The following is a 19,258-nucleotide window of genomic DNA, read 5'->3' on the forward strand; positions in this document are numbered from 1 at the left end:
TCCGCGCCATGATGCCGTGGATCAGCAAGAACGCGCTGGTCGACAAGGCGAAGAACTGAGGTCCTGTCCTACACGCCGGTTTTCAGCTACAATAAGGTTATAAGCTGCTGAAAAACCGGCGTGCCGGACTAACCTTTGTAACCATCCACCACAAAAACCTGTCCCAAAACGTCCCGATTCAGGCCTCCCGCCAGCCTTTTTTGGCCGGCGGACGCGCCTGGGAGAGCAAAACCGCGCGCACCCGGACACTGGTCAGTGCGATTCTAATCTCGGCCAGAAACAACCCGAGCCCGCCCGCCAGCAGCGCCACCGCGCCGATGAAGAACCACACCACCGCCGTCGCCCAGGCCAGGTCGACCAGCTCGCCGACGAACAAGATGGCGATGACGATGCAGACCAGGAACGCCGAGGCGGTACACAGCGCAATCGCCATGTTGACGGCCCCCATCCGCCGGTCGAGCACCGACAGATCGGCCAGTGCCACCAGCCGCCGCTCGTCGTTGAGCTCGGTCCCCATCAGGTCATCCTCGAGCTGCCGGGCACGGTCAACGACCCGTCCGAGCCGCGTTATCAATACGTTAAGCAGCGCCCCGATGGCGGTGAGCAAGAACACCGGCGTCACCGCCAGCTGGATGTTCTGGGCTATGCCCGCAATCGGTTCACCCATCATCGCCGCAACCTAACCCTTTCCGGCGCCGCCGCAAATCCCATCTGGCGCGCCCCGATTCCCCCGTTACAGTCGCGCCGATGACCAGAAACTGGCTGCCCGCCTCCGTCCGCCCCTATACCGAGGCCGCACCGCTCGCGGCGCTGGCGCTGGGCATCTCCTCGGGCTTTCCCTTCGCCATGATCGGCGCCACGCTGACGACCAGACTGGCGCAGGACGGCATCGACAAAAAGGCCGTCACCGCCTTCACACTGGCGTTTCTGGTCTATAATTTCAAATGGTTGTGGGCTTGGGCCGTGGACGGCGTGCGGCTGCCGCTGATCGGCCATCTCGGCCAGCGGGTATCCTGGCTGATCTTCTCCGGCCTGCTGGTCATCGCCGCCGTCACCAACCTGGCCCTCGCCGATCCGGCCGCCAGCCTGCTCTACACGGCCATTGCCGCCGTGCTGGTCGGCGCGGCGGGGGCGACGTTCGACATCGTCATCGATGCCTATCGCATTGAATTGCTTGAGCCGCGCCAGCTCGGCGTCGGCTCGGGGATGAGCCAATATGGCTGGCGGATCGGCAGCACGGCCGCCGGCGCGCTGGCGCTGGTGCTGGCGTCGCGGGTCGGCTGGAGTGCCGCCTATCTGGCCTGCGCCGGCTTCGCGCTGCCGGCAATGATCACCGGGCTCGTCATGAAGGAGCCGCCGCGCCGCCTGATCGTCCAGGCGCGGCGCGGGATTGTCGAGGTATGGCAATCGGTTGTCGGGCCGATCGCGGAATTCTTCCAGCGCAGCGGCGCCGGGCTGGTGCTGTTGTTCATCCTCCTCCACAAGATCGGCGACACGCTCGCAAATCTGACATTCCGCCTGCTGTTCGACGACCTGGGCTACACCAACGACGAGATCGCCATCTACGACATCGGCTTCGGCTTCTGGGCCTATCTGATCGGCATCTTCATCGGCGGGATCCTCTACACACGGCTCGGCATGAAACGCGCCGTGCTGCTCAGCCTGATCCTTATGGGCATCTCCAACCTCAGCTTCGCCGGGCTGGCGGCGGCGGGGCACAATAATTGGGCGATGGCCGCCGCCATCGGCTTCGAGAACATCGCCAGCGGCATCGGCGGCGTCTGCCTTGTCGCTTATTTTTCAGCACTTTGTGATCTGCGCTTCACCGCCAGCCAATATGCGATGATCTCGGCCGCCACCTCGATCGTCGGCCGCTTCCTGACCGGCACCACGGCCGGCGCGATGATCGAACGCCTCGGCTATGTCGACTTCTACCTGCTGACAACGCTGGCCGCCCTGCCCGGCATCCTGCTATTCCTCTGGCTGATGCGGGCCGGGCTGGTGGTCGAACCCGCATCTGTAACAAATCCCGGCTAGGGAGCGCGCACCAAGGGTCATCACGGAGCCGCATGCCATGGGTCTTCCCCTCAGCCGCCCTACCGCCGTCCCCTCAGCGCTGCTGGCGCAAGCCCCGGCAATCCACCGTGTCGGCCAGCTCGATGTCCGCCTTGCCGTCTCCGAGGCCGAAATTGCCGCCGCCCAGGCGCTGCGCTATCAGATCTTCTACGACGAAATGGGCGCCACCCCGACGCCGCGGATGGTCGCCGTGCGCCGAGACATCGACGATTATGATGCGATCTGCGACCATCTGCTGGTCGTTGATCATGATGTCGGCGGCGCCTCCCAGGTGGTCGGCACCTACCGGCTGCTGCGGCAGGACGTGGCGACCGCGCATCGCGGCTTCTACTCGGCCAACGAATACGACCTGTCCCCGCTGATCGCCCAGAGCCGGCCGGACAGCCAGCTGCTCGAACTCGGCCGCAGCTGCGTGGCCCCGGCCTGGCGCAACAACACCACCATCACCCTGCTGTGGCGCGGCATCGCCAGCTATCTCCAGCAGCACCGGATCGGCCATATGCTCGGCTGCGCCTCGCTGCCCGGCGCCAACCCGCTGCTCCATGCCGCCGAACTGTCCTGGCTCTGGCACAACCACCTCGCCCCGCCCGAGCTGCGCGCCAGGGCCTGGCCGGACAATCATGTGGCGATGAACACCCTCGATATCGCCAGCATCGACGGCCGCGCCGCGGCACGGGCGTTGCCGCCGCTGATCAAGGGCTATCTGCGCGTCGGCGCGATGGTCGGCGACGGCGGCTATGTCGACCGCCAGTTCAACACCGTCGATGTCTTCGTGGTGATGCCGGTCGAACGGATCACCAGCCGCTACGCCGGTCGCTTCGTCGGCGCCAACGACGCCGACTAGGCGCGGCCGAGAAATTCGGCGATGCGCGTGGCCACCGCCTCGTCATGTCCGAGCCAGATATGGCCGCCATTGGACAGGATGGTCAGTTCGGCGTGCTTTACCATCGCCGCAATCGCCCGCGCCGTGGCGGCGGTGCCGAACCGATCGTCTTCTGCCGAGATCAGCAGCGTCGGCGGGCGCAGCCGGCCATAATCGAGGGGCGCCGGATCGCTCGCCTGGCTGGCGTCGTTGAGCATCCCCCGGGTCCGGGCGTCGATCGGCATGATATCCGAAGCGATGCCGAACGCGCGCCGGCGCTCACTGGCGCTGACAGTCCGCAACAGCGCGGGATCGGTGGCGAGGATCGTGCCGATGAGCCATTCGGGCGCCAGTTCCAGCGCCGACCAGTAGAGCAGGTTCGAGCCGAGCAGGGCGCGGATCGCATGGCGCTGGACATCGCCCATCGCCACCGGATCCCGCCCGCTGACATTGGCGGCGGGGACCAGCAGGACCAGCGCCGCGCACCGGTCCGGATGCCGCAACGCAAAGGCCGATGCCGACAGCGCGCCTGCCGAGCCGCCGATCACTGCGAGCCGGTCGATGCGCAGATGATCGAGCAGCGCGGCAAAGGTATCGGCCTGGTTGGCCAGCGAGGGCTCGGCCGGAAAATCGCTGCGCAGATAGCCGAACCGCGACGGCGCGATGATGCGATAGCCGCGACGCCGGAGGGCGGCCGCGAAGCCGAGCCCCTGATCGAAGCCGCCGCCGGTGCCATGGACCATCAGCAGCGGCGGGCCGGTGCCGGCGACCGCATATTCGACCGTGCCGAACGCCGTCATCACCGTCCGGCTGCGGCCCGACAGGCGCCGCTCGGCGGCGGCGACCGCCTGGCGGCAGCGCAACCTGACGACGACGCCGGCCAGCAGCGCCCCGGCGCCCGCGCCGAGCAGCCATTGTCGGCGGGTAATCCCGATCATCGCCGGGCTTGCCGGCCGACACCCAGCGGCAGCCCGGCGACGATGATCTGGGCGAGCAGGCCGAGCAGGCCGGCCGGTGTCCCCAGCGCCGCCCGCCATTGCTGGGCCGGAGAGCGGCCGAACAGCGCAGCGCCGAGCAGCGCCTCGCCGGCAAACAGCAGGATCAGGAACCACAGCGCCATCGCCGCCCGCAGCGTCGTGGACCCGGTGACCTGCCAGCGGGCGATCACCCGGCGGCAGAGGGCATAGGCCGCCGCCAGCATGATCAGCAGTTCGAGGCTGGTGGCGGCCAGCGGCCCGACCAGCGGCGTGACCAGCAGCACGCGCAGCGTCCCCAGCCCGAAACCCAGCGCGAACAGGGCGATGAAATAGACGCTGGCCGCGATCAGGGCGTTTTTCACCTCCCTGCCGCGCGTGGTCATCAGCTCGGTAACGGGCCGTTGGCGCGGAGGAAGTCGCCGGCGAGGTGGAGGGAGCCGCAGACCAGCGCGCGGACCGGGCGGTCGAGGCCGGTGAGGGTGTCCAGCGCCTCGGTCAGCGATGGGGCGGCGATGGCATCGAGGCCGGCGGCGGTGGCGGCGGCGGCAAGTTCGGCGGGGGTGAGGCTGGCATGGCCGGCGACCGGGACGGCGACCAGTCGGGTGCCGGCCGGGAAGGTCTTGAAGAAGCCGTCATGGTCCTTGGAGGCCAGCATGCCGACGATCAGCACTAGCGGCAGCACCGGCTTCTGGGCGAGGACGAAGCTGGACAGGGCGCGGCCGGCCGAGGGGTTGTGGGCGCCGTCCAGCCACAGCTCAGAGTCCGGCGGCAGCAGCGCATGGAGCGGGCCGTCATGGATGGCCTGCAGCCGTGCCGGCCATTCGGCCCAGCCCATGGCGGCGCGCAGCGCGGCATCGGGCACGGCGAGGCGCGATTGGGCGCGCAGCATGGCGACGGCAAGCCCGGCATTGTCGACCTGGTGCTGGCCGGGCAGGCGCGGCAGCGGCAACGCCAGCCGGGCGTCGCCATCACGGAAGTGCAGCTGGCCCTCATAGGCGGCGACATCCCAATCATGGCCGCGCATCCTCAGCGGCGCGCCGATGACGCCGGCGATCTCGGCGATGCGGGCAGTGACGGTGCGCGGGTAGCGGGCGACGACCAGCGGGACGCCAGGCTTGGCGATGCCGGCCTTTTCGGCGGCGATCTGCAGGATGGTGTTGCCGAGAAAGGCCTGATGATCGAGTCCGAGCGCGGCGATGCCGGTGACCAGCGGCGCGGCGAGCACATTGGTGGCGTCCATCCGCCCGCCGAGCCCGACCTCGACGACACAGGCCTCGGCCGGCACGCGCGAAAAGGCGAGGAAGGCCAGCGCCGTGGTCAGCTCGAAGAAGGTGATCGGCTGGCCGCCGTTGCGGGCGAGGATCTCGCGGAGCAGTTCGGACAGGGTGTCGTCGTCGATCAGGCTGCCGGCGAGGCGGATGCGCTCGTTGAAGCGGACCAGGTGCGGCGAGGTATAGGTGTGGACGCGCAGCCCCGCCGCCTCCAGCCCGGCGCGGAGGAAGGCGACCGTCGAGCCCTTGCCGTTGGTGCCAGCGACATGGAACACCGGCGGCAGCTTGAGATGCGGGTTGCCGAGGCGGCCGAGCAGCCGGACCAGCCGGTCCAGCGTCAGGTCGACCTCGCGCGGGTGCAGCGCATAGGCGGCGGCGAGCAGCGCATCGAGGACGGCATTGTCCGACCGGGCGCGCGGCATGGTGGTCATGCCCCCCTGATCGCCGCCATTTCTGCCCCCGGTGACGGCCATCAGGGCTGCGCGCTGGCGCCGGTTCGGGGCCGGGCGGTGAGCATGCCGATCAGCCGGGCGAGCGTGTCCTTCATGTCGCGGCGGTGGACAACCATGTCCAGCATGCCGTGCTCGAGCAGATATTCAGCGCGCTGGAAGCCCTCGGGCAGCTTTTCGCGGATCGTCTGCTCGATGACCCGCTGGCCGGCGAAGCCGATCAGCGCGTTCGGCTCAGCGATCTGGATGTCGCCGAGCATCGCATAGCTGGCAGTGACGCCGCCCGTGGTCGGATCGGTGAGGACGACGATATAGGGCAGCCCGGCCTCGTGCAGCTCGGCGATGCCCACAGTGGTACGCGGCATCTGCATCAGGCTGAGGATGCCCTCCTGCATGCGGGCGCCGCCGGCGGCGGTGAAGACGATGAACGGTGCCTTGGCATCGAGCGCGGCGCGGACACCGGCGAGAAACGCCTCGCCGACCCCGAGGCCCATCGAGCCGCCCATGAAGGCGAAATTCTGGACGGCGACGACGGCGCGGTGGCCGCCGACATGGCCGTCGGCAAGCGCCATCGCATCGACCTCGCCGGTGCTGGCGCGGGCGGCGCGCAGCCGGTCGACATAGCGCTTCTGGTCGCGGAACTTGAGCGGGTCCTCGGGCACCTTGGGGCTGGCGATGACCGTCCATTCGCCGTCGAAGACCTGGGCGAAGCGGGCGGCTGGGCCGATCCGCTCATGATGGTCGCAGCGCGGGCAGACGCTGTCATTGTCCTCCCACTCGCGGGTGTAGAGCATGGCGCCACAATTGCGGCACTTGGTCCAGAGATTGTCCGGCGTCTCGCGGCGGCCGATGAAGCCGGTGAGGCGCTGGCGGGTGCGGGTGATCCAGCTCATGCGGCCTGCTCCTTGCTGTTGCGGGCGGTGCGGACGGCGGCGGCGAGCGCGCCGACCTGGGCGGCGATGCGCGCCGGGATGTCGTTGGCGCGTTCGGCCGAGGCGGCACCGATTGCCTCGACAATCGCCGAGCCGACGACGACGGCATCGGCATGGGCGGCGATGGCGGCGGCCTGATCGGGGGTGCGGACGCCGAAGCCGACGGCAATCGGCAGCTCGGTCGAGGCCTTGAGCCGGGCGACGGCGGCGGCGACATCGGTGGCGGTGGCAGCATTGGCGCCGGTGATGCCGGCCACCGCCACATAATAGAGGAAGCCCGAGGCGCCCTGGAGGACGCGCGGCAGCCGGGCGGCATCGGTGGTGGGCGTGGCGAGGCGGACGAGGTGGAGGCCATGGCCGGCGAGATCGGGCGCGAGCTCGGCGGCTTCCTCGGGCGGCAGGTCGACGACGATGGTGCCGTCCAGCCCGGCGGCGGCGGCATCGGCGGCGAAGCGGGCCGGGCCATAGGCGAGGATCGGGTTGAAATAGCCCATGAGGATCAGCGGCGTGTCGGCATCCTGGGTGCGGAAGGCGCGGACCATGGCCAGCACATCACGCAGCCTTGTGCCGCTGCCGAGGCTGCGGAGGTTGCCGGCCTGGATCGCCGGGCCATCGGCCATCGGATCGGTGAACGGCATGCCGATCTCGATGATATCGGCGCCCGCCGCCGGCAGCGCGGCGAGGATGGCGGCCGAGGTTTCCAGATCCGGATCGCCGGCGGTGACGAAGGTGACCAGCGCGGCGCGGCCCTGCGCCTTGCAGGCGGCGAAGCGGGTGGCGAGACGGTCCATCAGAGTTCGACTCCCAGCGCTTCGGCGACGGTGAAGATGTCCTTGTCGCCGCGGCCGCAGAGATTGGCGACGATCAGGTGATCGGCGGGGAGCCCGGGGGCCATGCGCCGGATCGCGGCGAGCGCGTGGGCCGGCTCCAGCGCCGGGATGATGCCCTCGATCTCGCAGAGCAGCTTGAACGCCTCCAGCGCCTCGGCGTCGGTGGCCGACTGATATTCGACGCGACCGATGGAATGCAGCCAGGCGTGCTCGGGGCCGATGCCGGGATAATCGAGACCGGCGGAGATGCTGTGCGCCTCGGTGATCTGGCCGTCCTCGTCCTGCAGCAGCATGGTCTTGTTGCCGTGGAGGACACCGGGGCGACCGCCGGCGAGGCTGGCGGCGTGCTGGCTGGTCTTGAGGCCATGGCCCGAGGCCTCGACACCGACGATGCGGACATCGGCATCATCGAGGAACGGGTGGAACAGGCCGATGGCGTTGGAGCCGCCGCCGATCGCCGCGACCAGCGTATCGGGCAGCCGGCCCTCGCGGGCGAGGATCTGCTCGCGGGCCTCCTGGCCGATGATCGACTGGAAATCGCGGACCATCGCCGGATAGGGGTGCGGGCCGGCGGCGGTGCCGATGATGTAGAAGGTGTCGTGGACGTTGGTCACCCAGTCCCGCAGCGCCTCGTTCATCGCGTCCTTGAGGGTGCGCGAGCCGGATTCGCAGGCGCGCACCTCGGCGCCGAGCAGCTTCATGCGGAAGACATTGGGGGCCTGGCGGGCGATATCGCGCGCGCCCATGTAGATGGTGCAGGGCAGGCCGAAGCGGGCGGCCACGGTGGCGGTGGCGACGCCGTGCTGGCCGGCGCCGGTTTCGGCGATGATCCGGGTCTTGCCCATCCGCTTGGCGAGCAGGATCTGGCCGATGCAGTTGTTGATCTTGTGCGAGCCGGTGTGGTTGAGCTCGTCGCGCTTGAGGTAGATTTTTGCGCCCTTGAGGTGATCGGTGAGGCGCTCGGCGAAGTAGAGCGGGCTGGGACGGCCGACATAATGGGTCATCAGGTCGTCGAACTCGGCCTTGTAGGCCGGGTCGGCGCGGGCCTCGACATAGGCGCGTTCGAGATCGAGGATCAGCGGCATCAGCGTTTCGGAGACGTAGCGGCCGCCGAAGATGCCGAAATGGCCGTCGGCGTCCGGGCCGGATCGGAGGGAGGGGGTGGCGATGTTCATGCGGTACTCACAGCTTGGGCGAAGGCCTTGATGCGGGGAATCGACTTGATGCCGGGGGCGGTTTCGACGCCGGAGGATACATCGACAAAGGCCGGACGGACACTGGCGAGTGCCGCCGCGACGGTTTCGGCATCGAGCCCGCCGCTGAGGCCCCAGGGCAGGGGCGGGCGGACATCGTGGAGCAGCCGCCAGTCAAAGGCGAGGCCGTTGCCGCCGGGCAGAGGCGCGTCGGCCGGGGCCTTGGCATCGAGCAGCAGCGCGTCGGCGGGAGAGGCGGCGGCGATGGCGGACCGGATGTCGGCGGCCGTGGCGACGCCGCGGGCCAGCCAGACCGGGCGGCGCGTGCGGGCGCGCACGGCGGCGACACGGTCGGCCGACTCGCGGCCGTGGAGCTGGAGCGTGTCGATGCCGGTTTCGAGGAGGGCGTCGAGCAGGGCGTCATCGGCATCGACGGTGACGGCGACGCGGGCGATGCCGGCGGGCACGCGGGCGATGAGGGCGCGGGCCTGATCGAGGCCGAGGTGGCGGGGCGAGGGCGGGAAGAAGACGAAGCCCAGGGCAAAGGCGCCGGCGGCGACGGCGGCGTCGACCGTCTCCGGGGTGGAGAGGCCGCAGATCTTGAAGCGGGTCACAGGCTGGCGGCGATCGCGGCGGCGGCGGCGGCCGGATCGGCGGCGGCGGTGATCGGCCGGCCGATGACGAGAATCGAGGCGCCGGCGGCGAGGGCCTCGGCGGGGGTCATGACGCGCTTCTGGTCGCCGGTGTCGGATCCGGCGGGGCGGACGCCGGGGACGACAAGGCGGCCCCGCGGCCAGTCGGCACGGATGGCGGCGGCCTCGTGCGGCGAGCAGACGACGCCGTCGGCGCCACTGGCCCGGGCGAGCGCGGCCAGGCGGGGGGCCTGGACCGAGGGCGGGTCGAGGACGCCGATCTGCATCAGGTCGTCGTCGTCGAGGCTGGTCAGCACGGTGACGGCGATGATGGCGGTGGCGGGCGGGGCGGCGGCGCGGGCGGCGGCGATCATCGCCGGGCCGCCGGCGGCATGGATGGTGAGCAGCGCCGGGGCGAGCGGGGCCAGCGCGGCGACGGCGCCGGCGACGGTGTTGGGGATGTCGTGGAGCTTGAGGTCGAGGAAGATCGGCAGGCCGTGATCGCTGAAGGCGCTGATACCGGCCGGGCCATGGGCGGCGAAGAACTCGAGGCCGAGCTTGAGGCCGCCGATGTGCGGGGCACAGGTGGTGGCCAGCCGCCGGGCGGCGGCGAGATCGGTGGTGTCGATGGCGAGATAGACGGGGTTGGTCATGTTTCCGGGGGCGGAACGGGTGCGGGCGGGCGGTGATAGTCGGCGAGCTGGCGCTCCTGACGTTCCAGCTTGCGGCGCAGGCGGGTGGTGGTGGCGAGGTGCGACAGCCAGGTCGGCAACCAGCCGGCGAGGAAGGCGGCGGCGATGATCAGCGGCAGCGGGATCATCACCTCATGGCCCTGCGGCAGCAGGAACGGCACCAGCGTCCAGTTCGCCACCGACAGCAGCAGGAACAGGGCGACAACCGCGACCAGGATGATCCAGCGTATCATGGCCTGCCGTCTACAGTTCGCCGTCTATGGGGGCAATGCCGGCGGCGGCCAGCGCGGCCATCAGCGCCTGCGCCACGGCATCGAGCCGGGCGGGATCGGTGCTGCGGATGACGAAATTGGCGCCGGTCTTGCCCTCGCGCCAGAACGGGTAGCTGCCGATCTGGACGCCGGGATGGGCCTTTTCCACTGCCAGCAGCGTTGCGGCGGCGGCGCTCTCCTGCGTCCAGGCGGCGACGGTGCGCGACAGCACCGGGGCGCCGCCCTGGAGCTGGCCATCGAGCGCCGCCAGCATGCCCTGGGTGATCACCGGCACGCCGGCCATGATGAAGATATTGCGGATGCGGATGCCCGGCGCCTTGGTGCGCGGGTTCTCGATCAGCGTCGCGCCTTCCGGCGTCCGGGCCATGCGCAGCCGGGCCTCGGTGAGGTTCTCGCCATAATATTCGGCGAGGATCGCCTTGGCCTGGGGGTGGACGACGACGTTGAGGCCGAGTGCGGCGGCGATGGCATCGACGGTGATATCGTCATGGGTGGGGCCGATGCCGCCGGTGGTGAACAGATAATCATGGCCGGCCGACAGCGCCTGCACCGCCGCGGCGATGGCGTCCATATCGTCGGCGATGACGCGGACCTCCTTGAGGCGGATGCCCTGGACGCCGAGCCACTTGGCCAGATAGGCGAGATTGGCGTCCTGGGTGCGACCCGACAGGATCTCGTCGCCGATGATCAGCAGCGCGGCGGTCCAGATGCGATCGGTGGTCATCGCCCTGCTCTAGACCAGCCGGGCAGGCCCCGCAAAGCGACAAAGCGTACGGCGCGGCGCGAGAGGGAGACACCGGGAAGATTGTATGCCGCGGCCAAGCCGCCTATCTTGGCGGTATGAATGATACCGCGCTTATCGAAGACGTCGCCGACGGCGCCATCCGCCTCCATGGTCCGCAGGGCTTCGAAGGCATGCGCCGCGCAGGGCGGCTCGCCGCCGAAGTGCTCGACATGCTGACGCCGCATGTGGTGCCCGGCGTCTCCACGCTCGACCTCGACCAGATGGCCTGGGACCATGTCCGCGCCGCCGGCGCCGCCTCGGCCACCGTGTTCTACCGTGGCTATTCACACTCGCTGTGCATCAGCCCCAACCATGTCGTCTGCCACGGCATCCCGTCGGCCGCCAAGAAGCTGCGCGACGGCGACATCGCCAATATCGACGTCACCGTCGTTGTCGATGGCTGGTATGGCGACACCAGCCGGATGTACCTGGTCGGCGACGTGCCGCTGAAGGCGCGGCGGCTGGCCGAAGTGACGCTCGAATGCCTCGAACGCGCCATCGCGGTGGCCAGGCCGGGGGCAACGCTCGGCGACATCGGCCATGCCATCCAGACCCATGCCGAGGCCAACCGCTTCTCGGTGGTTCGGGATTTCTGCGGCCATGGTCTCGGCCAGATCTTCCATGACGCGCCCAATGTCGTCCATTACGGCAAGCCGGGGCGCGGCATCGTGCTCAAGCCCGGGATGTTCTTCACCATCGAACCGATGATCAACGCCGGGCGGCCCGAGGTGAAGATCCTCGACGATGGCTGGACCGCCGTGACCCGCGACCGCTCGCTGTCGGCGCAATGGGAACATTCGATCGGTATCACCGAGGATGGCTGCGAAGTGTTTACCCGGTCACCCCTGCTCGGCTGATGGCCGACGACGGGGGCAGCAGCGCTGGCCACCGCGAGCGCCTGCGCCAGCGGCTGCTCGAAGGCGGCGGCGACGGCTTCCACGACTATGAGCTGCTCGAATATCTGCTGGCACTCGCCATCCCGCGCCGAGACACCAAGCCGCTCGCCAAGCGGCTGCTCGAAGAATTCGGCGACCTCGCCACGCTGATCGCCGCCAGCCCGGCCGAACTCGCCCGCGTCGACGGGCTCGGCGACGGCGCCGCCGCCTCGATCAAGTTCGTGGAAGCCGTCATGCTGCGCAGCCTGCGCACCGCCGCGCTTGACCGGCCCGTTCTCTCCGGCTGGCAGGCGCTGACCGACTATCTCCACGCCAGCATGGCCCACCGCGCCACCGAGCAGTTCCGCGTCATCTTCCTCAACAACCGCAACATCATGATCCGCGACGAAGCCATGGGCGACGGCACCAACAATGCCGCGCCCGTCTACCCGCGCGAAATCGTCAAGCGGGCGCTCGAACTGCAGGCCGCCGGGATGATTCTCGTCCACAACCACCCCAGCGGCGACCCGCAACCGTCCCGCGACGACATCACCATGACACGGGCAATCATCGAGGCCGGCCGGCATCTCGGGCTGGTGGTGCACGACCATGTCATCATCGGCCGGGGCGGCCATGTGTCGATGCGGGCGCAGGGGCTGATCTAGGTCATAGGAAACTGGCCTCCGGCGGCTGGGGGCGACGCCCCCAGACCCCAAATATGGCGTTCGTCCTCTCGAAACCGCCGCCGGTGAAAGCACAGACCCAATTCATGGGGTCTGGGGGCTTCGCCCCCAGCCGCCGGAGGCCTTCTTCAATCCTCTTTCAAATCCATCCAGGCGATGACATCGTTGTCGGTGGCGATCCACAGGCCCGGCTGGATGTCTTCGGGCTGGGCGGCGGCGAGGGCCAGGGCCTCGTCGAGGGGGCCGTAGAACAGGGTGTGGGCGACGGGGTCGGCCTCGTCGAGGTGATAGAGGCGGACGGTCGCGGTGCCGGTGATGGTGCGCATCAGACGATGTCGAGCGGCGTGGCGGCGGTGAGTTGGGGGAGCCAGCGGGCGAGGGTATCGCGGTCGATGGCGATGCAGCCTTCGGTGGGGCGGGCGTCCGGCTGGAGGCAGTGGAGGAAGATGGCGCTGCCGAGGCCGGGGGTTGGGGGTGTGTTGTGGCTGAGCGTGAGCAGGATGTCGTAGGCGTCGTCGTTCCGCCACAGCCGCTCGGCGCTGTGGAGATGGGGGTGGGTGACGGGGCGGTTGTAGGCGGGGTCGTGGGGGTCGTCCGACCAGCCGTCTTGCGGGCGGAGCCAGCGCCAGGGGAGGGCGGTGCGCGGGGCCGCGAGGCCGCGATCGGGGCGGAGAAGGGCGGCGGTGAGGGCGTAGCGGCCGAGCGGCGTGCGGCCATCGCCTTCGCGCTTGTCGGCGGCGAGGCAGGCGCCGGCGCGGCCGAAGCGGGCGGGGACGGTTTCCGGGCCGAGCGCGAGGGTGCCGGCGGCGGTGTCGGCGACGAGGGGCGGCGCCATCAGAGCTGGTGGCCCTGCCGGTCCCGCTTGGTGGCGAGATAATGGGCGTTGTGGGGGTTGGCGGGCAGGCTGTGCGGGCGGCGGCTGGTGGCGAGGCCGTGCGCCTGAAGGCCGACGACCTTGTCCGGATTGTTGGTCAGCAATTCGACGGCGCTGACGCCGAGCGCCTTGAGCATGGTGGCGGCGAGGCTGAAATCGCGCTCGTCCGGCGCGAAGCCGAGGCGGGTGTTGGCGTCGACGGTGTCGAAGCCCTGGTCCTGCAGGGCATAGGCGCGGAGCTTGTTGAGCAGGCCGATGCCGCGGCCTTCCTGCTGGAGATAGAGCAGGATGCCTCCCAACGCGTTGGCGGACAGGGCCTTGAGCGCGGCGTGAAGCTGGGGGCCGCAATCGCATTTGAGGCTGCCGAGGATGTCCCCGGTCAGGCAGGCGCTGTGCAGCCGGGCGAGGACGGGATGGTCCCGGGGCGGATCGCCGATGACCAGCGCCAGATGCTCGGGGCCGCCATCGGCGGCGCGGAAGGCGACGACCTCGGTATCGGGGGCGAGCGCCAGCGGGAGGCGGGCGCGCGACGAGATGTGAAGGCGGGCGGCGGCGGCGGGGAGGGCGAGCGCTTCGGCGGCGCTGGCGGTGATGACGGGCTGGGTGGCGGAGAGGGGCACGGCATAGACGCTGGGGATCAGGCCGGCGTGCTTGGCCAGCGCGATGGCGGCGCGGGCGCTGGCCGGGTCGGCGATCGGGCGGGTGCGGAACGGGCCTTTCATCGGCGTGGCGAGATCGAGCACCGGGTCGGCGACGGCGCGGCTGGCGGCGAGATCGAGCCAGGCCGGGCGCTCGACCCAGACCGGCTCGGGATCGGCGGCGGCGGCGGCGATCTGGTTGGCGAGCTTGAGCGCGGCGGCGCGCTGGGCGGTGATGATCAGGCTGGCCCGGGTGTCAGCTTCGAGCCCGGCGAGGCTGGTGTCGTCGGCGAGCTCGGCAGACAGGATGGCGAGGCTGCCGACGCCGACGACCTGGCCGCGGCGCAGCGCGTCCGAGGCGGCGACGGCGGCGTATCCGGGCAGCAGGGTCACAGGTCCAGCGTCACGATCTGCGGGATATGGTCCGAGGGCTTGCCCCAGCTGCGGGCGTCCTCCAGCACCGTGAAGCCGGTGGCGGCGCGGGCGGCCTCGGGCGAGGCCCAGAGGTGATCGAGCCGGCGACCGCGGTTGGAGGCCCGCCAGTCCTGGGCGCGGTAGCTCCACCAGGTGTAGAGCGGCTGGGGCGGGGGGATGAAATGGCGGCCGAGATCGACCCAGGCGTGGCTCGCCTGGAGGCGGGACAGCGCCTCGACCTCGATCGGCGTGTGGCTGACGACATCGAGCAGCGCCTTGTGGCTCCAGACATCGCATTCGAGCGGGGCGATGTTGAAGTCCCCGACGATAAGGGTGGGCTCGCGCAGGGCTTCGGACCAGCGGGTCATTCGCTCGACAAAGGCCAGTTTCTGGCCGAATTTGGGGTTGATCACCGGATCGGGGATGTCACCGCCGGCGGGGACATAGACATTTTCCAGCAGCAGGCCATTGGGCAGCCGGGCGCCGATGTGGCGGGCCTCGCCATTGTCCTGCCAGTCGTGACGGCGATCCTCGGTGAGCGGCAGCCGCGAGACGATGGCGACGCCATGGTGCATGCGCTGGCCGTTGAGCAGGCGGTGGTAATAGCCGAGCCGCTCGAACATCGGATGCGGGAAGTCCGGGTTTATGACCTTGGTTTCCTGCAGGCAGAGGATGTCCGGGGCGTGCTCGGTGAGGAAGCGCTCGACGATGTCGAGGCGGAAGCGCACCGAATTGATGTTCCAGCTGGCGATCGAGACAGGCATGATCTGCCCTTAGGCGAAGCCGGGGCCGGCGTCACGGGGGTTGCAGTGAAGCAGGAGAGGGTATCCAATAGGGCCATGCGACGGCTGATCCTGTCATGGCTGATTGCGGCTCCTGTGATGGCGCAAGCGCCGCCCGGTACCCCGCCCCATGCGCCGCCCGCGCCGGGCGTCTGCGACGACAAGCCGGTGATCATGCTGGTGGCCGGCGACATCACGGACCGGGAGCGGGTGCTGGCATATGGCAAGGCGATTCGCGATTCGGGGCTCTATGACAAGCTTGGCGGCTATTACATGAACGTGCCGCGGGTGATCGACACGTTTGAGGGAACACCGGGACCGCGGGACTCGATGCTGATGGTGCGTTTTCCCTGCCTCGCCCATGCCCGGGCCTTCTGGTATTCGAAGGAATATCAGGAAAAGCTGAAGCCGCTGCGGCTGAACCCGAGTGCGGGCACATTCACGGTGACGGTCTATCCGGAAGCGGCGCCGCCGCCTGGTGTTGCGGCGTGGTGGCCGGCCTTCGGGACAGTCAAGCCGTCAAAAGATGCGGACCTGGCACAAGTTCCTCAGATAAAAGGGCCCTGAAACAAGTTGACCCCCGCTCCGGGGGCATGGAGCGGGGGTCGTTCTTGCGCTCGTCACGCAACAGGTGGCCTGATATGTGCTGGATAACAGGGGGCGAACTCCAGCACCAGAACCATCCATGTGTCTCAATATAGCGCCGCCACCTTGCGCTCGCATGAACGACTGTCAGGAAAAGCGCGTCATCTTGACTTTTTTCAACCGGCGCGGCGCGTCGCGGGGCGGGGATCGCGGAACGACCAGTCGGCCTTGCGCAGATCGGCGTTGTAACGGACGTCGTTCAGTTGGACGACGCTCTCGCTGCCCTGGGCGTCGCGGGCGGTCCAGCCGGCCAGCGACAGGCCACCCGGCGCGCCGGCAGCGCGGGTGAAGCGGATGGCCAGCGTGCCGAACTCCGGCCGCTTGGGATCGCGGGCCTCGACGATGACGCCGTCATCGCTGGCGGCGACGATCTTCGCCATGCTCGACAAGTCGGGTGCCTCGGACAGCAGGATGCCGAGCGGGGTCGACTTGACCGGCCACTGCGAGACCTGGCGGACCGAATAATCGACGAAGGTCAGCAGCCGGCCATCGCCGACGATGAGGATCTTGGCCTTGTCATAGGCGAAGCGGACCTTGCCGGGGCGGGCCAGCGACAGCGTGCCGGTGAGGCTGCGGCCATCGGCGCCGGTCTGGACGAACTGCGCGGTCATGCTGGTGGTGGCGGCGAGGCTGCGGCCGACATCGTCGAGCGTGGCCGGGGCGGCGGCCAGTGGGGCGGCGGCGAGCATCAGGGGGAGGGCGAGGAGGGTTTTCATGGCACCGGATTACCAGAGTTGGGCTTGCCGTGCCATGAACCTGAACAGCCACGACGCCGGCTTATTCTCTGAAAACAGCCGGCTTTGCTATGCAACCGGGGGTGGCTTTGCTAGCGTATCGGGGAGGGTGGACAAAAGGCATATAATGGTTGGCCCGGGGGCAGAAGGACAGGCAGCGTGGGGGTCTGGCCGGTGGTGGCAGCGGCTGCTCGCGCTTGGCCTGGCGGCCGGGCTGATGACGAGCGGCGGCGGCGCGCAGCCATCGGGCGGGGCGGCAGCGCGGCACGACACGGCCATGCATCTGGGTGTGGCGAGTTGCGGCAGCAGCACCTGCCATGGCCGGCAGGAGGCGACCGGCCCGCGCGTGCGGCAGAACGAACTGATGACCTGGCAGGACCCGGCGAGCCTGACCGGCGCCCATGCCCGGGCCTGGAGCGTGCTGGCCGGGGCGCGGGGGCAGGCGATCGCCCGGCGGCTGGGGATCGGCAATCCGCAGGCGTCGGCCGAGTGCATCGCCTGCCACGGCGACCCGGCGCCGAACCGGGGGCCGGGATTCGTGCAGGCCGATGGCGTCGGCTGCGAGGCCTGCCACGGAGCGGCGTCCGGGCGCTGGCTGGCCAGCCATGCGGCGGTGAGCGCCAGCCATGCCGACAATGTGGCGGGCGGGATGCGGGCGGTGAACGAGGCGGGGGTGCGGGCCGCTCTCTGCCTCGACTGCCATTTCGGTTCGGCCAAGCCCGGGCAGTTCGTGACGCACCGGATCATGGCGGCCGGGCATCCGCGGCTGTCCTTCGAGCTCGACCTGTTCACCAGCCTGCAGTCCCACCATGACGAGGATGGCGACTATGCGGCGCGGAAGACCGTGGTGCCGGGGATCAAGGCCTGGGCAGTGGGGCAGGCGCTGGCGGTGTCGCGGGCGCTGCGGCTGTATCCGGCGCGCAGTGGCGGCGCGTTTCCGGAATTTTATTTCTTCGATTGCCGGTCCTGCCACCGGACTTTTTCCGATGACCTGAAGGTGGACATTGCCGGGCGGACCAACCCGGGGCGGCCGGTGCCGCCGGGCAGCGTGGTGTGGAACGACGAGAGCCTGATCATGCTGGCGGCGGCGGCCAAGGTGGCGGCGCCGGGGCTGGCGGGCGAGCTGGAGGCGCGCAGCCGGGCCTTTCATCTGGCGCTGACCGGCGACCGGCAGCAGGCGGTGGCTGCGGCGGCAGCGCTGGCGGCGACGGCCGAGCGGCTGGCGGCGCAGTTCGAGCGGCAGCGGTTCGACCGGGCGCAGGGCTTTGCGATGATCGAGGCGGTGCTGGTCGGCGATGCGGCGCGGCTGACCGATTACCAGGGCGGGGCGCAGGCGGTGATGGCCGCCGACACGCTGATCGCCAGCCTGGCCCGGGACGGGGCGATGACACGGGCGCAAATGGACGCGATGCGGCCGGCACTCGACCGGGCCTATCTGGCGTCGGTCGATGCCAACCGCTGGGAGGCCGGGGCGCTGCGCGCGGCGCTGGCCGGCGTGGCAGCCCGGGTGCGGGCGCTGAAATGACCGTGCGATGGACATTGCTGGCCTCGGCGCTGCTGCTGGCCGGTTGCGGGGGCGGGGGCGGCGAGAGCGGGGGCGGCAGCCAGAGCCCGGTGACCGGCTCCGGGCCGGGCGGATCGACGCCGACACCGGCGACGCCGGCCAGCGTCTATGCGCGGCCGGCGCAGGAGGCGCTGACGGTCGGCGAGGTGGAGACGGTGATCGCCCGCGCAGCGGCGGAGGCGCAAGCGCGCGGCCGGCCGTCGGTGATCGCGGTGGTGGACCGGGTCGGCAATGTGCTGGCCGTCTACCGGATGGCCGGGGCGCCTGCGACAGCCACGACACGCGCCGGGGCGGGGGGCAACCTCGATCTGCAGGGGGTGAGCGTGCCGGCGGCGCTGGCGGCGATCGCCAAGGCGGTGACCGGGGCCTATCTTTCGAGCGCCGGCAATGCCTTTTCGACGCGGACGGCGTCGATGATCGTGCAGGAGCATTTTCCGCCGAGCGCCAGCACGCGCGGGCTGGAATCGGGACCGTTGTTCGGCGTGCAGTTCTCGCAATTGCCGTGCTCGGACTTCAACACGCGGTTCGGGGTCGGCGCGGCGATGATCGGGCCGAAGCGCTCGCCGCTGGGGCTGGCGGCCGATCCGGGCGGGTTTCCGCTGTACAAGAACGGGGTGGTGGTTGGCGGCGTCGGGGTGATGGGCGACGGAGACTATGGCTTCGACCCCGAGATCGTCGATATTGATATCGACGACGAGGAGCATATTGCGCTGGCCGCCACCACTGGCTTTGTGCCGCCGGAGACGATCACCGCCAATCGCATCTCGGTGGATGGCACGCTGCTGCGCTACAGCGATGCGCGCGTTGACGGGCTGCGCAGCAACCCGGGGGCGGCGCCGGCGTTCGGTTCACTGACCGGCACGCTGGTGACGGTGGCCGGGTTCAGCGGCGGCGGCATCATTGCCGGCAGCGCCTATGGCAGCGAGGCGAGCGGCGTGCGCGGCGCGACTTCGGCCGAATTCAACCATCCCGATGCCTTTGTGATCAGCGACGGGGCGGGGAATAACCGTTTCCCGGTGCGCGCGGCGACCGACGGCGGCGAGGTGTCGGCGCCGCTGAGTGCGGCCGAGGTGCGCGCC

23 protein-coding genes are annotated in these 19,258 nt (G+C 69.8%); 7 read left to right on the forward strand and 16 right to left on the reverse strand.

Going from position 1 to position 19,258, the window contains the following annotated elements:
* Positions 1-178: 178 nt before the first annotated feature.
* A complete protein-coding gene (locus ACTIFJ_RS09590; RefSeq protein ID WP_439533887.1) occupies positions 179-670 on the reverse strand; it encodes a DUF2721 domain-containing protein in 492 nt (163 codons plus the stop codon).
* A gap of 77 nt (positions 671-747) precedes the next feature.
* Between ACTIFJ_RS09590 and ACTIFJ_RS09595 the strand changes: the two genes are divergently transcribed.
* Together ACTIFJ_RS09595 and ACTIFJ_RS09600 are read left to right on the forward strand one after the other, a co-directional pair.
* A complete protein-coding gene (locus ACTIFJ_RS09595; protein ID WP_439533888.1) occupies positions 748-2,037 on the forward strand; it encodes an AmpG family muropeptide MFS transporter in 1,290 nt (429 codons plus the stop codon).
* A 37-nt stretch (positions 2,038-2,074) separates the two neighbouring features.
* Positions 2,075-2,920, forward strand: a complete 846-nt coding sequence (locus tag ACTIFJ_RS09600; RefSeq protein WP_439533889.1) for a GNAT family N-acetyltransferase — start codon at positions 2,075-2,077, stop codon at positions 2,918-2,920.
* Here ACTIFJ_RS09600 and ACTIFJ_RS09605 read toward each other — a convergent pair.
* The 10 genes from ACTIFJ_RS09605 to ACTIFJ_RS09650 are packed head-to-tail and all read right to left on the reverse strand — an operon-like array spanning position 2,917 to position 10,910.
* On the reverse strand, positions 2,917-3,876 hold the full coding sequence (locus tag ACTIFJ_RS09605; protein WP_439533890.1) for an alpha/beta fold hydrolase: 960 nt from the start codon (positions 3,874-3,876) through the stop codon (positions 2,917-2,919). The two genes, ACTIFJ_RS09600 and ACTIFJ_RS09605, sit on opposite strands and share 4 nt — an antisense overlap.
* Positions 3,873-4,277: a hypothetical protein gene (locus tag ACTIFJ_RS09610; RefSeq protein ID WP_439533891.1), complete on the reverse strand. Its 405-nt coding sequence runs from the start codon at positions 4,275-4,277 to the stop codon at positions 3,873-3,875. The genes ACTIFJ_RS09605 and ACTIFJ_RS09610 overlap by 4 nt, the downstream gene beginning before the upstream one ends.
* A 20-nt stretch (positions 4,278-4,297) precedes the next feature.
* Positions 4,298-5,617 carry a bifunctional folylpolyglutamate synthase/dihydrofolate synthase gene (locus ACTIFJ_RS09615; RefSeq protein WP_439533892.1) on the reverse strand — a complete coding sequence of 440 codons (1,320 nt, stop codon included), beginning with the start codon at positions 5,615-5,617 and terminating at the stop codon, positions 4,298-4,300.
* 41 nt (positions 5,618-5,658) lie between these two features.
* Positions 5,659-6,528 carry an acetyl-CoA carboxylase, carboxyltransferase subunit beta gene (gene accD, locus ACTIFJ_RS09620; RefSeq protein WP_439533893.1) on the reverse strand — a complete coding sequence of 290 codons (870 nt, stop codon included), beginning with the start codon at positions 6,526-6,528 and terminating at the stop codon, positions 5,659-5,661.
* A complete protein-coding gene (trpA, locus tag ACTIFJ_RS09625; protein ID WP_439533894.1) occupies positions 6,525-7,358 on the reverse strand; it encodes a tryptophan synthase subunit alpha in 834 nt (277 codons plus the stop codon). Before trpA ends, accD begins: the two co-directional genes overlap by 4 nt.
* The gene (gene trpB, locus ACTIFJ_RS09630; RefSeq protein ID WP_439533895.1) at positions 7,358-8,572 is read right to left on the reverse strand and encodes a tryptophan synthase subunit beta; all 1,215 of its coding nucleotides are present in this window, start codon (positions 8,570-8,572) and stop codon (positions 7,358-7,360) included. The genes trpA and trpB overlap by 1 nt, the downstream gene beginning before the upstream one ends.
* The gene (locus ACTIFJ_RS09635) at positions 8,569-9,204 is read right to left on the reverse strand and encodes a phosphoribosylanthranilate isomerase (protein WP_439533896.1); all 636 of its coding nucleotides are present in this window, start codon (positions 9,202-9,204) and stop codon (positions 8,569-8,571) included. The genes trpB and ACTIFJ_RS09635 overlap by 4 nt, the downstream gene beginning before the upstream one ends.
* On the reverse strand, positions 9,201-9,875 hold the full coding sequence (pyrF, locus tag ACTIFJ_RS09640; protein ID WP_439533897.1) for an orotidine-5'-phosphate decarboxylase: 675 nt from the start codon (positions 9,873-9,875) through the stop codon (positions 9,201-9,203). The genes ACTIFJ_RS09635 and pyrF overlap by 4 nt, the downstream gene beginning before the upstream one ends.
* Positions 9,872-10,147, reverse strand: a complete 276-nt coding sequence (locus tag ACTIFJ_RS09645) for a lipopolysaccharide assembly protein LapA domain-containing protein (protein WP_439533898.1) — start codon at positions 10,145-10,147, stop codon at positions 9,872-9,874. Before ACTIFJ_RS09645 ends, pyrF begins: the two co-directional genes overlap by 4 nt.
* Before the next feature lie 10 nt (positions 10,148-10,157).
* Entirely contained in the window at positions 10,158-10,910 is a 753-nt protein-coding gene (locus ACTIFJ_RS09650) for a competence/damage-inducible protein A (RefSeq protein ID WP_439533899.1), read from the reverse strand.
* A gap of 116 nt (positions 10,911-11,026) precedes the next feature.
* Between ACTIFJ_RS09650 and map the strand changes: the two genes are divergently transcribed.
* Both map and radC read left to right on the forward strand, forming a co-directional pair.
* Entirely contained in the window at positions 11,027-11,827 is an 801-nt protein-coding gene (gene map, locus ACTIFJ_RS09655) for a type I methionyl aminopeptidase (RefSeq protein ID WP_439533900.1), read from the forward strand.
* Complete coding sequence (radC, locus tag ACTIFJ_RS09660) at positions 11,827-12,510, forward strand: RadC family protein (RefSeq protein ID WP_439533901.1); 684 nt, start codon at positions 11,827-11,829, stop codon at positions 12,508-12,510. Before map ends, radC begins: the two co-directional genes overlap by 1 nt.
* A gap of 146 nt (positions 12,511-12,656) precedes the next feature.
* Here radC and ACTIFJ_RS09665 read toward each other — a convergent pair whose 3' ends face one another.
* The 4 genes from ACTIFJ_RS09665 to ACTIFJ_RS09680 are packed head-to-tail and all read right to left on the reverse strand — an operon-like array spanning position 12,657 to position 15,218.
* A complete protein-coding gene (locus ACTIFJ_RS09665) occupies positions 12,657-12,854 on the reverse strand; it encodes a hypothetical protein (RefSeq protein ID WP_439533902.1) in 198 nt (65 codons plus the stop codon).
* On the reverse strand, positions 12,854-13,363 hold the full coding sequence (locus ACTIFJ_RS09670; RefSeq protein ID WP_439533903.1) for a L,D-transpeptidase family protein: 510 nt from the start codon (positions 13,361-13,363) through the stop codon (positions 12,854-12,856). Before ACTIFJ_RS09670 ends, ACTIFJ_RS09665 begins: the two co-directional genes overlap by 1 nt.
* The gene (locus tag ACTIFJ_RS09675; protein ID WP_439533911.1) at positions 13,363-14,424 is read right to left on the reverse strand and encodes a GTP cyclohydrolase II; all 1,062 of its coding nucleotides are present in this window, start codon (positions 14,422-14,424) and stop codon (positions 13,363-13,365) included. Before ACTIFJ_RS09675 ends, ACTIFJ_RS09670 begins: the two co-directional genes overlap by 1 nt.
* Positions 14,425-14,429: 5 nt before the next feature.
* A complete protein-coding gene (locus ACTIFJ_RS09680) occupies positions 14,430-15,218 on the reverse strand; it encodes an exodeoxyribonuclease III (RefSeq protein WP_439533904.1) in 789 nt (262 codons plus the stop codon).
* 75 nt (positions 15,219-15,293) lie between these two features.
* Here ACTIFJ_RS09680 and ACTIFJ_RS09685 point away from each other — a divergent pair, with 75 nt between their 5' ends.
* A complete protein-coding gene (locus tag ACTIFJ_RS09685; protein ID WP_439533905.1) occupies positions 15,294-15,803 on the forward strand; it encodes a DUF1330 domain-containing protein in 510 nt (169 codons plus the stop codon).
* 194 nt (positions 15,804-15,997) lie between these two features.
* Here ACTIFJ_RS09685 and ACTIFJ_RS09690 read toward each other — a convergent pair whose 3' ends face one another.
* Positions 15,998-16,597: a LolA family protein gene (locus ACTIFJ_RS09690; RefSeq protein WP_439533906.1), complete on the reverse strand. Its 600-nt coding sequence runs from the start codon at positions 16,595-16,597 to the stop codon at positions 15,998-16,000.
* A 235-nt stretch (positions 16,598-16,832) separates the two neighbouring features.
* Here ACTIFJ_RS09690 and ACTIFJ_RS09695 point away from each other — a divergent pair, with 235 nt between their 5' ends.
* Both ACTIFJ_RS09695 and ACTIFJ_RS09700 read left to right on the forward strand, forming a co-directional pair.
* Complete coding sequence (locus ACTIFJ_RS09695; RefSeq protein WP_439533907.1) at positions 16,833-18,140, forward strand: multiheme c-type cytochrome; 1,308 nt, start codon at positions 16,833-16,835, stop codon at positions 18,138-18,140.
* Positions 18,137-19,258, forward strand: a 1,122-nt coding sequence (locus ACTIFJ_RS09700; RefSeq protein WP_439533908.1) for a heme-binding protein, incomplete at its 3' end; no start/stop codon positions are given. The genes ACTIFJ_RS09695 and ACTIFJ_RS09700, both read left to right, overlap by 4 nt.

It is taken from the genome of Polymorphobacter sp., from assembly GCF_051860865.1.
Lineage (GTDB): Bacteria > Pseudomonadota > Alphaproteobacteria > Sphingomonadales > Sphingomonadaceae > Sandarakinorhabdus.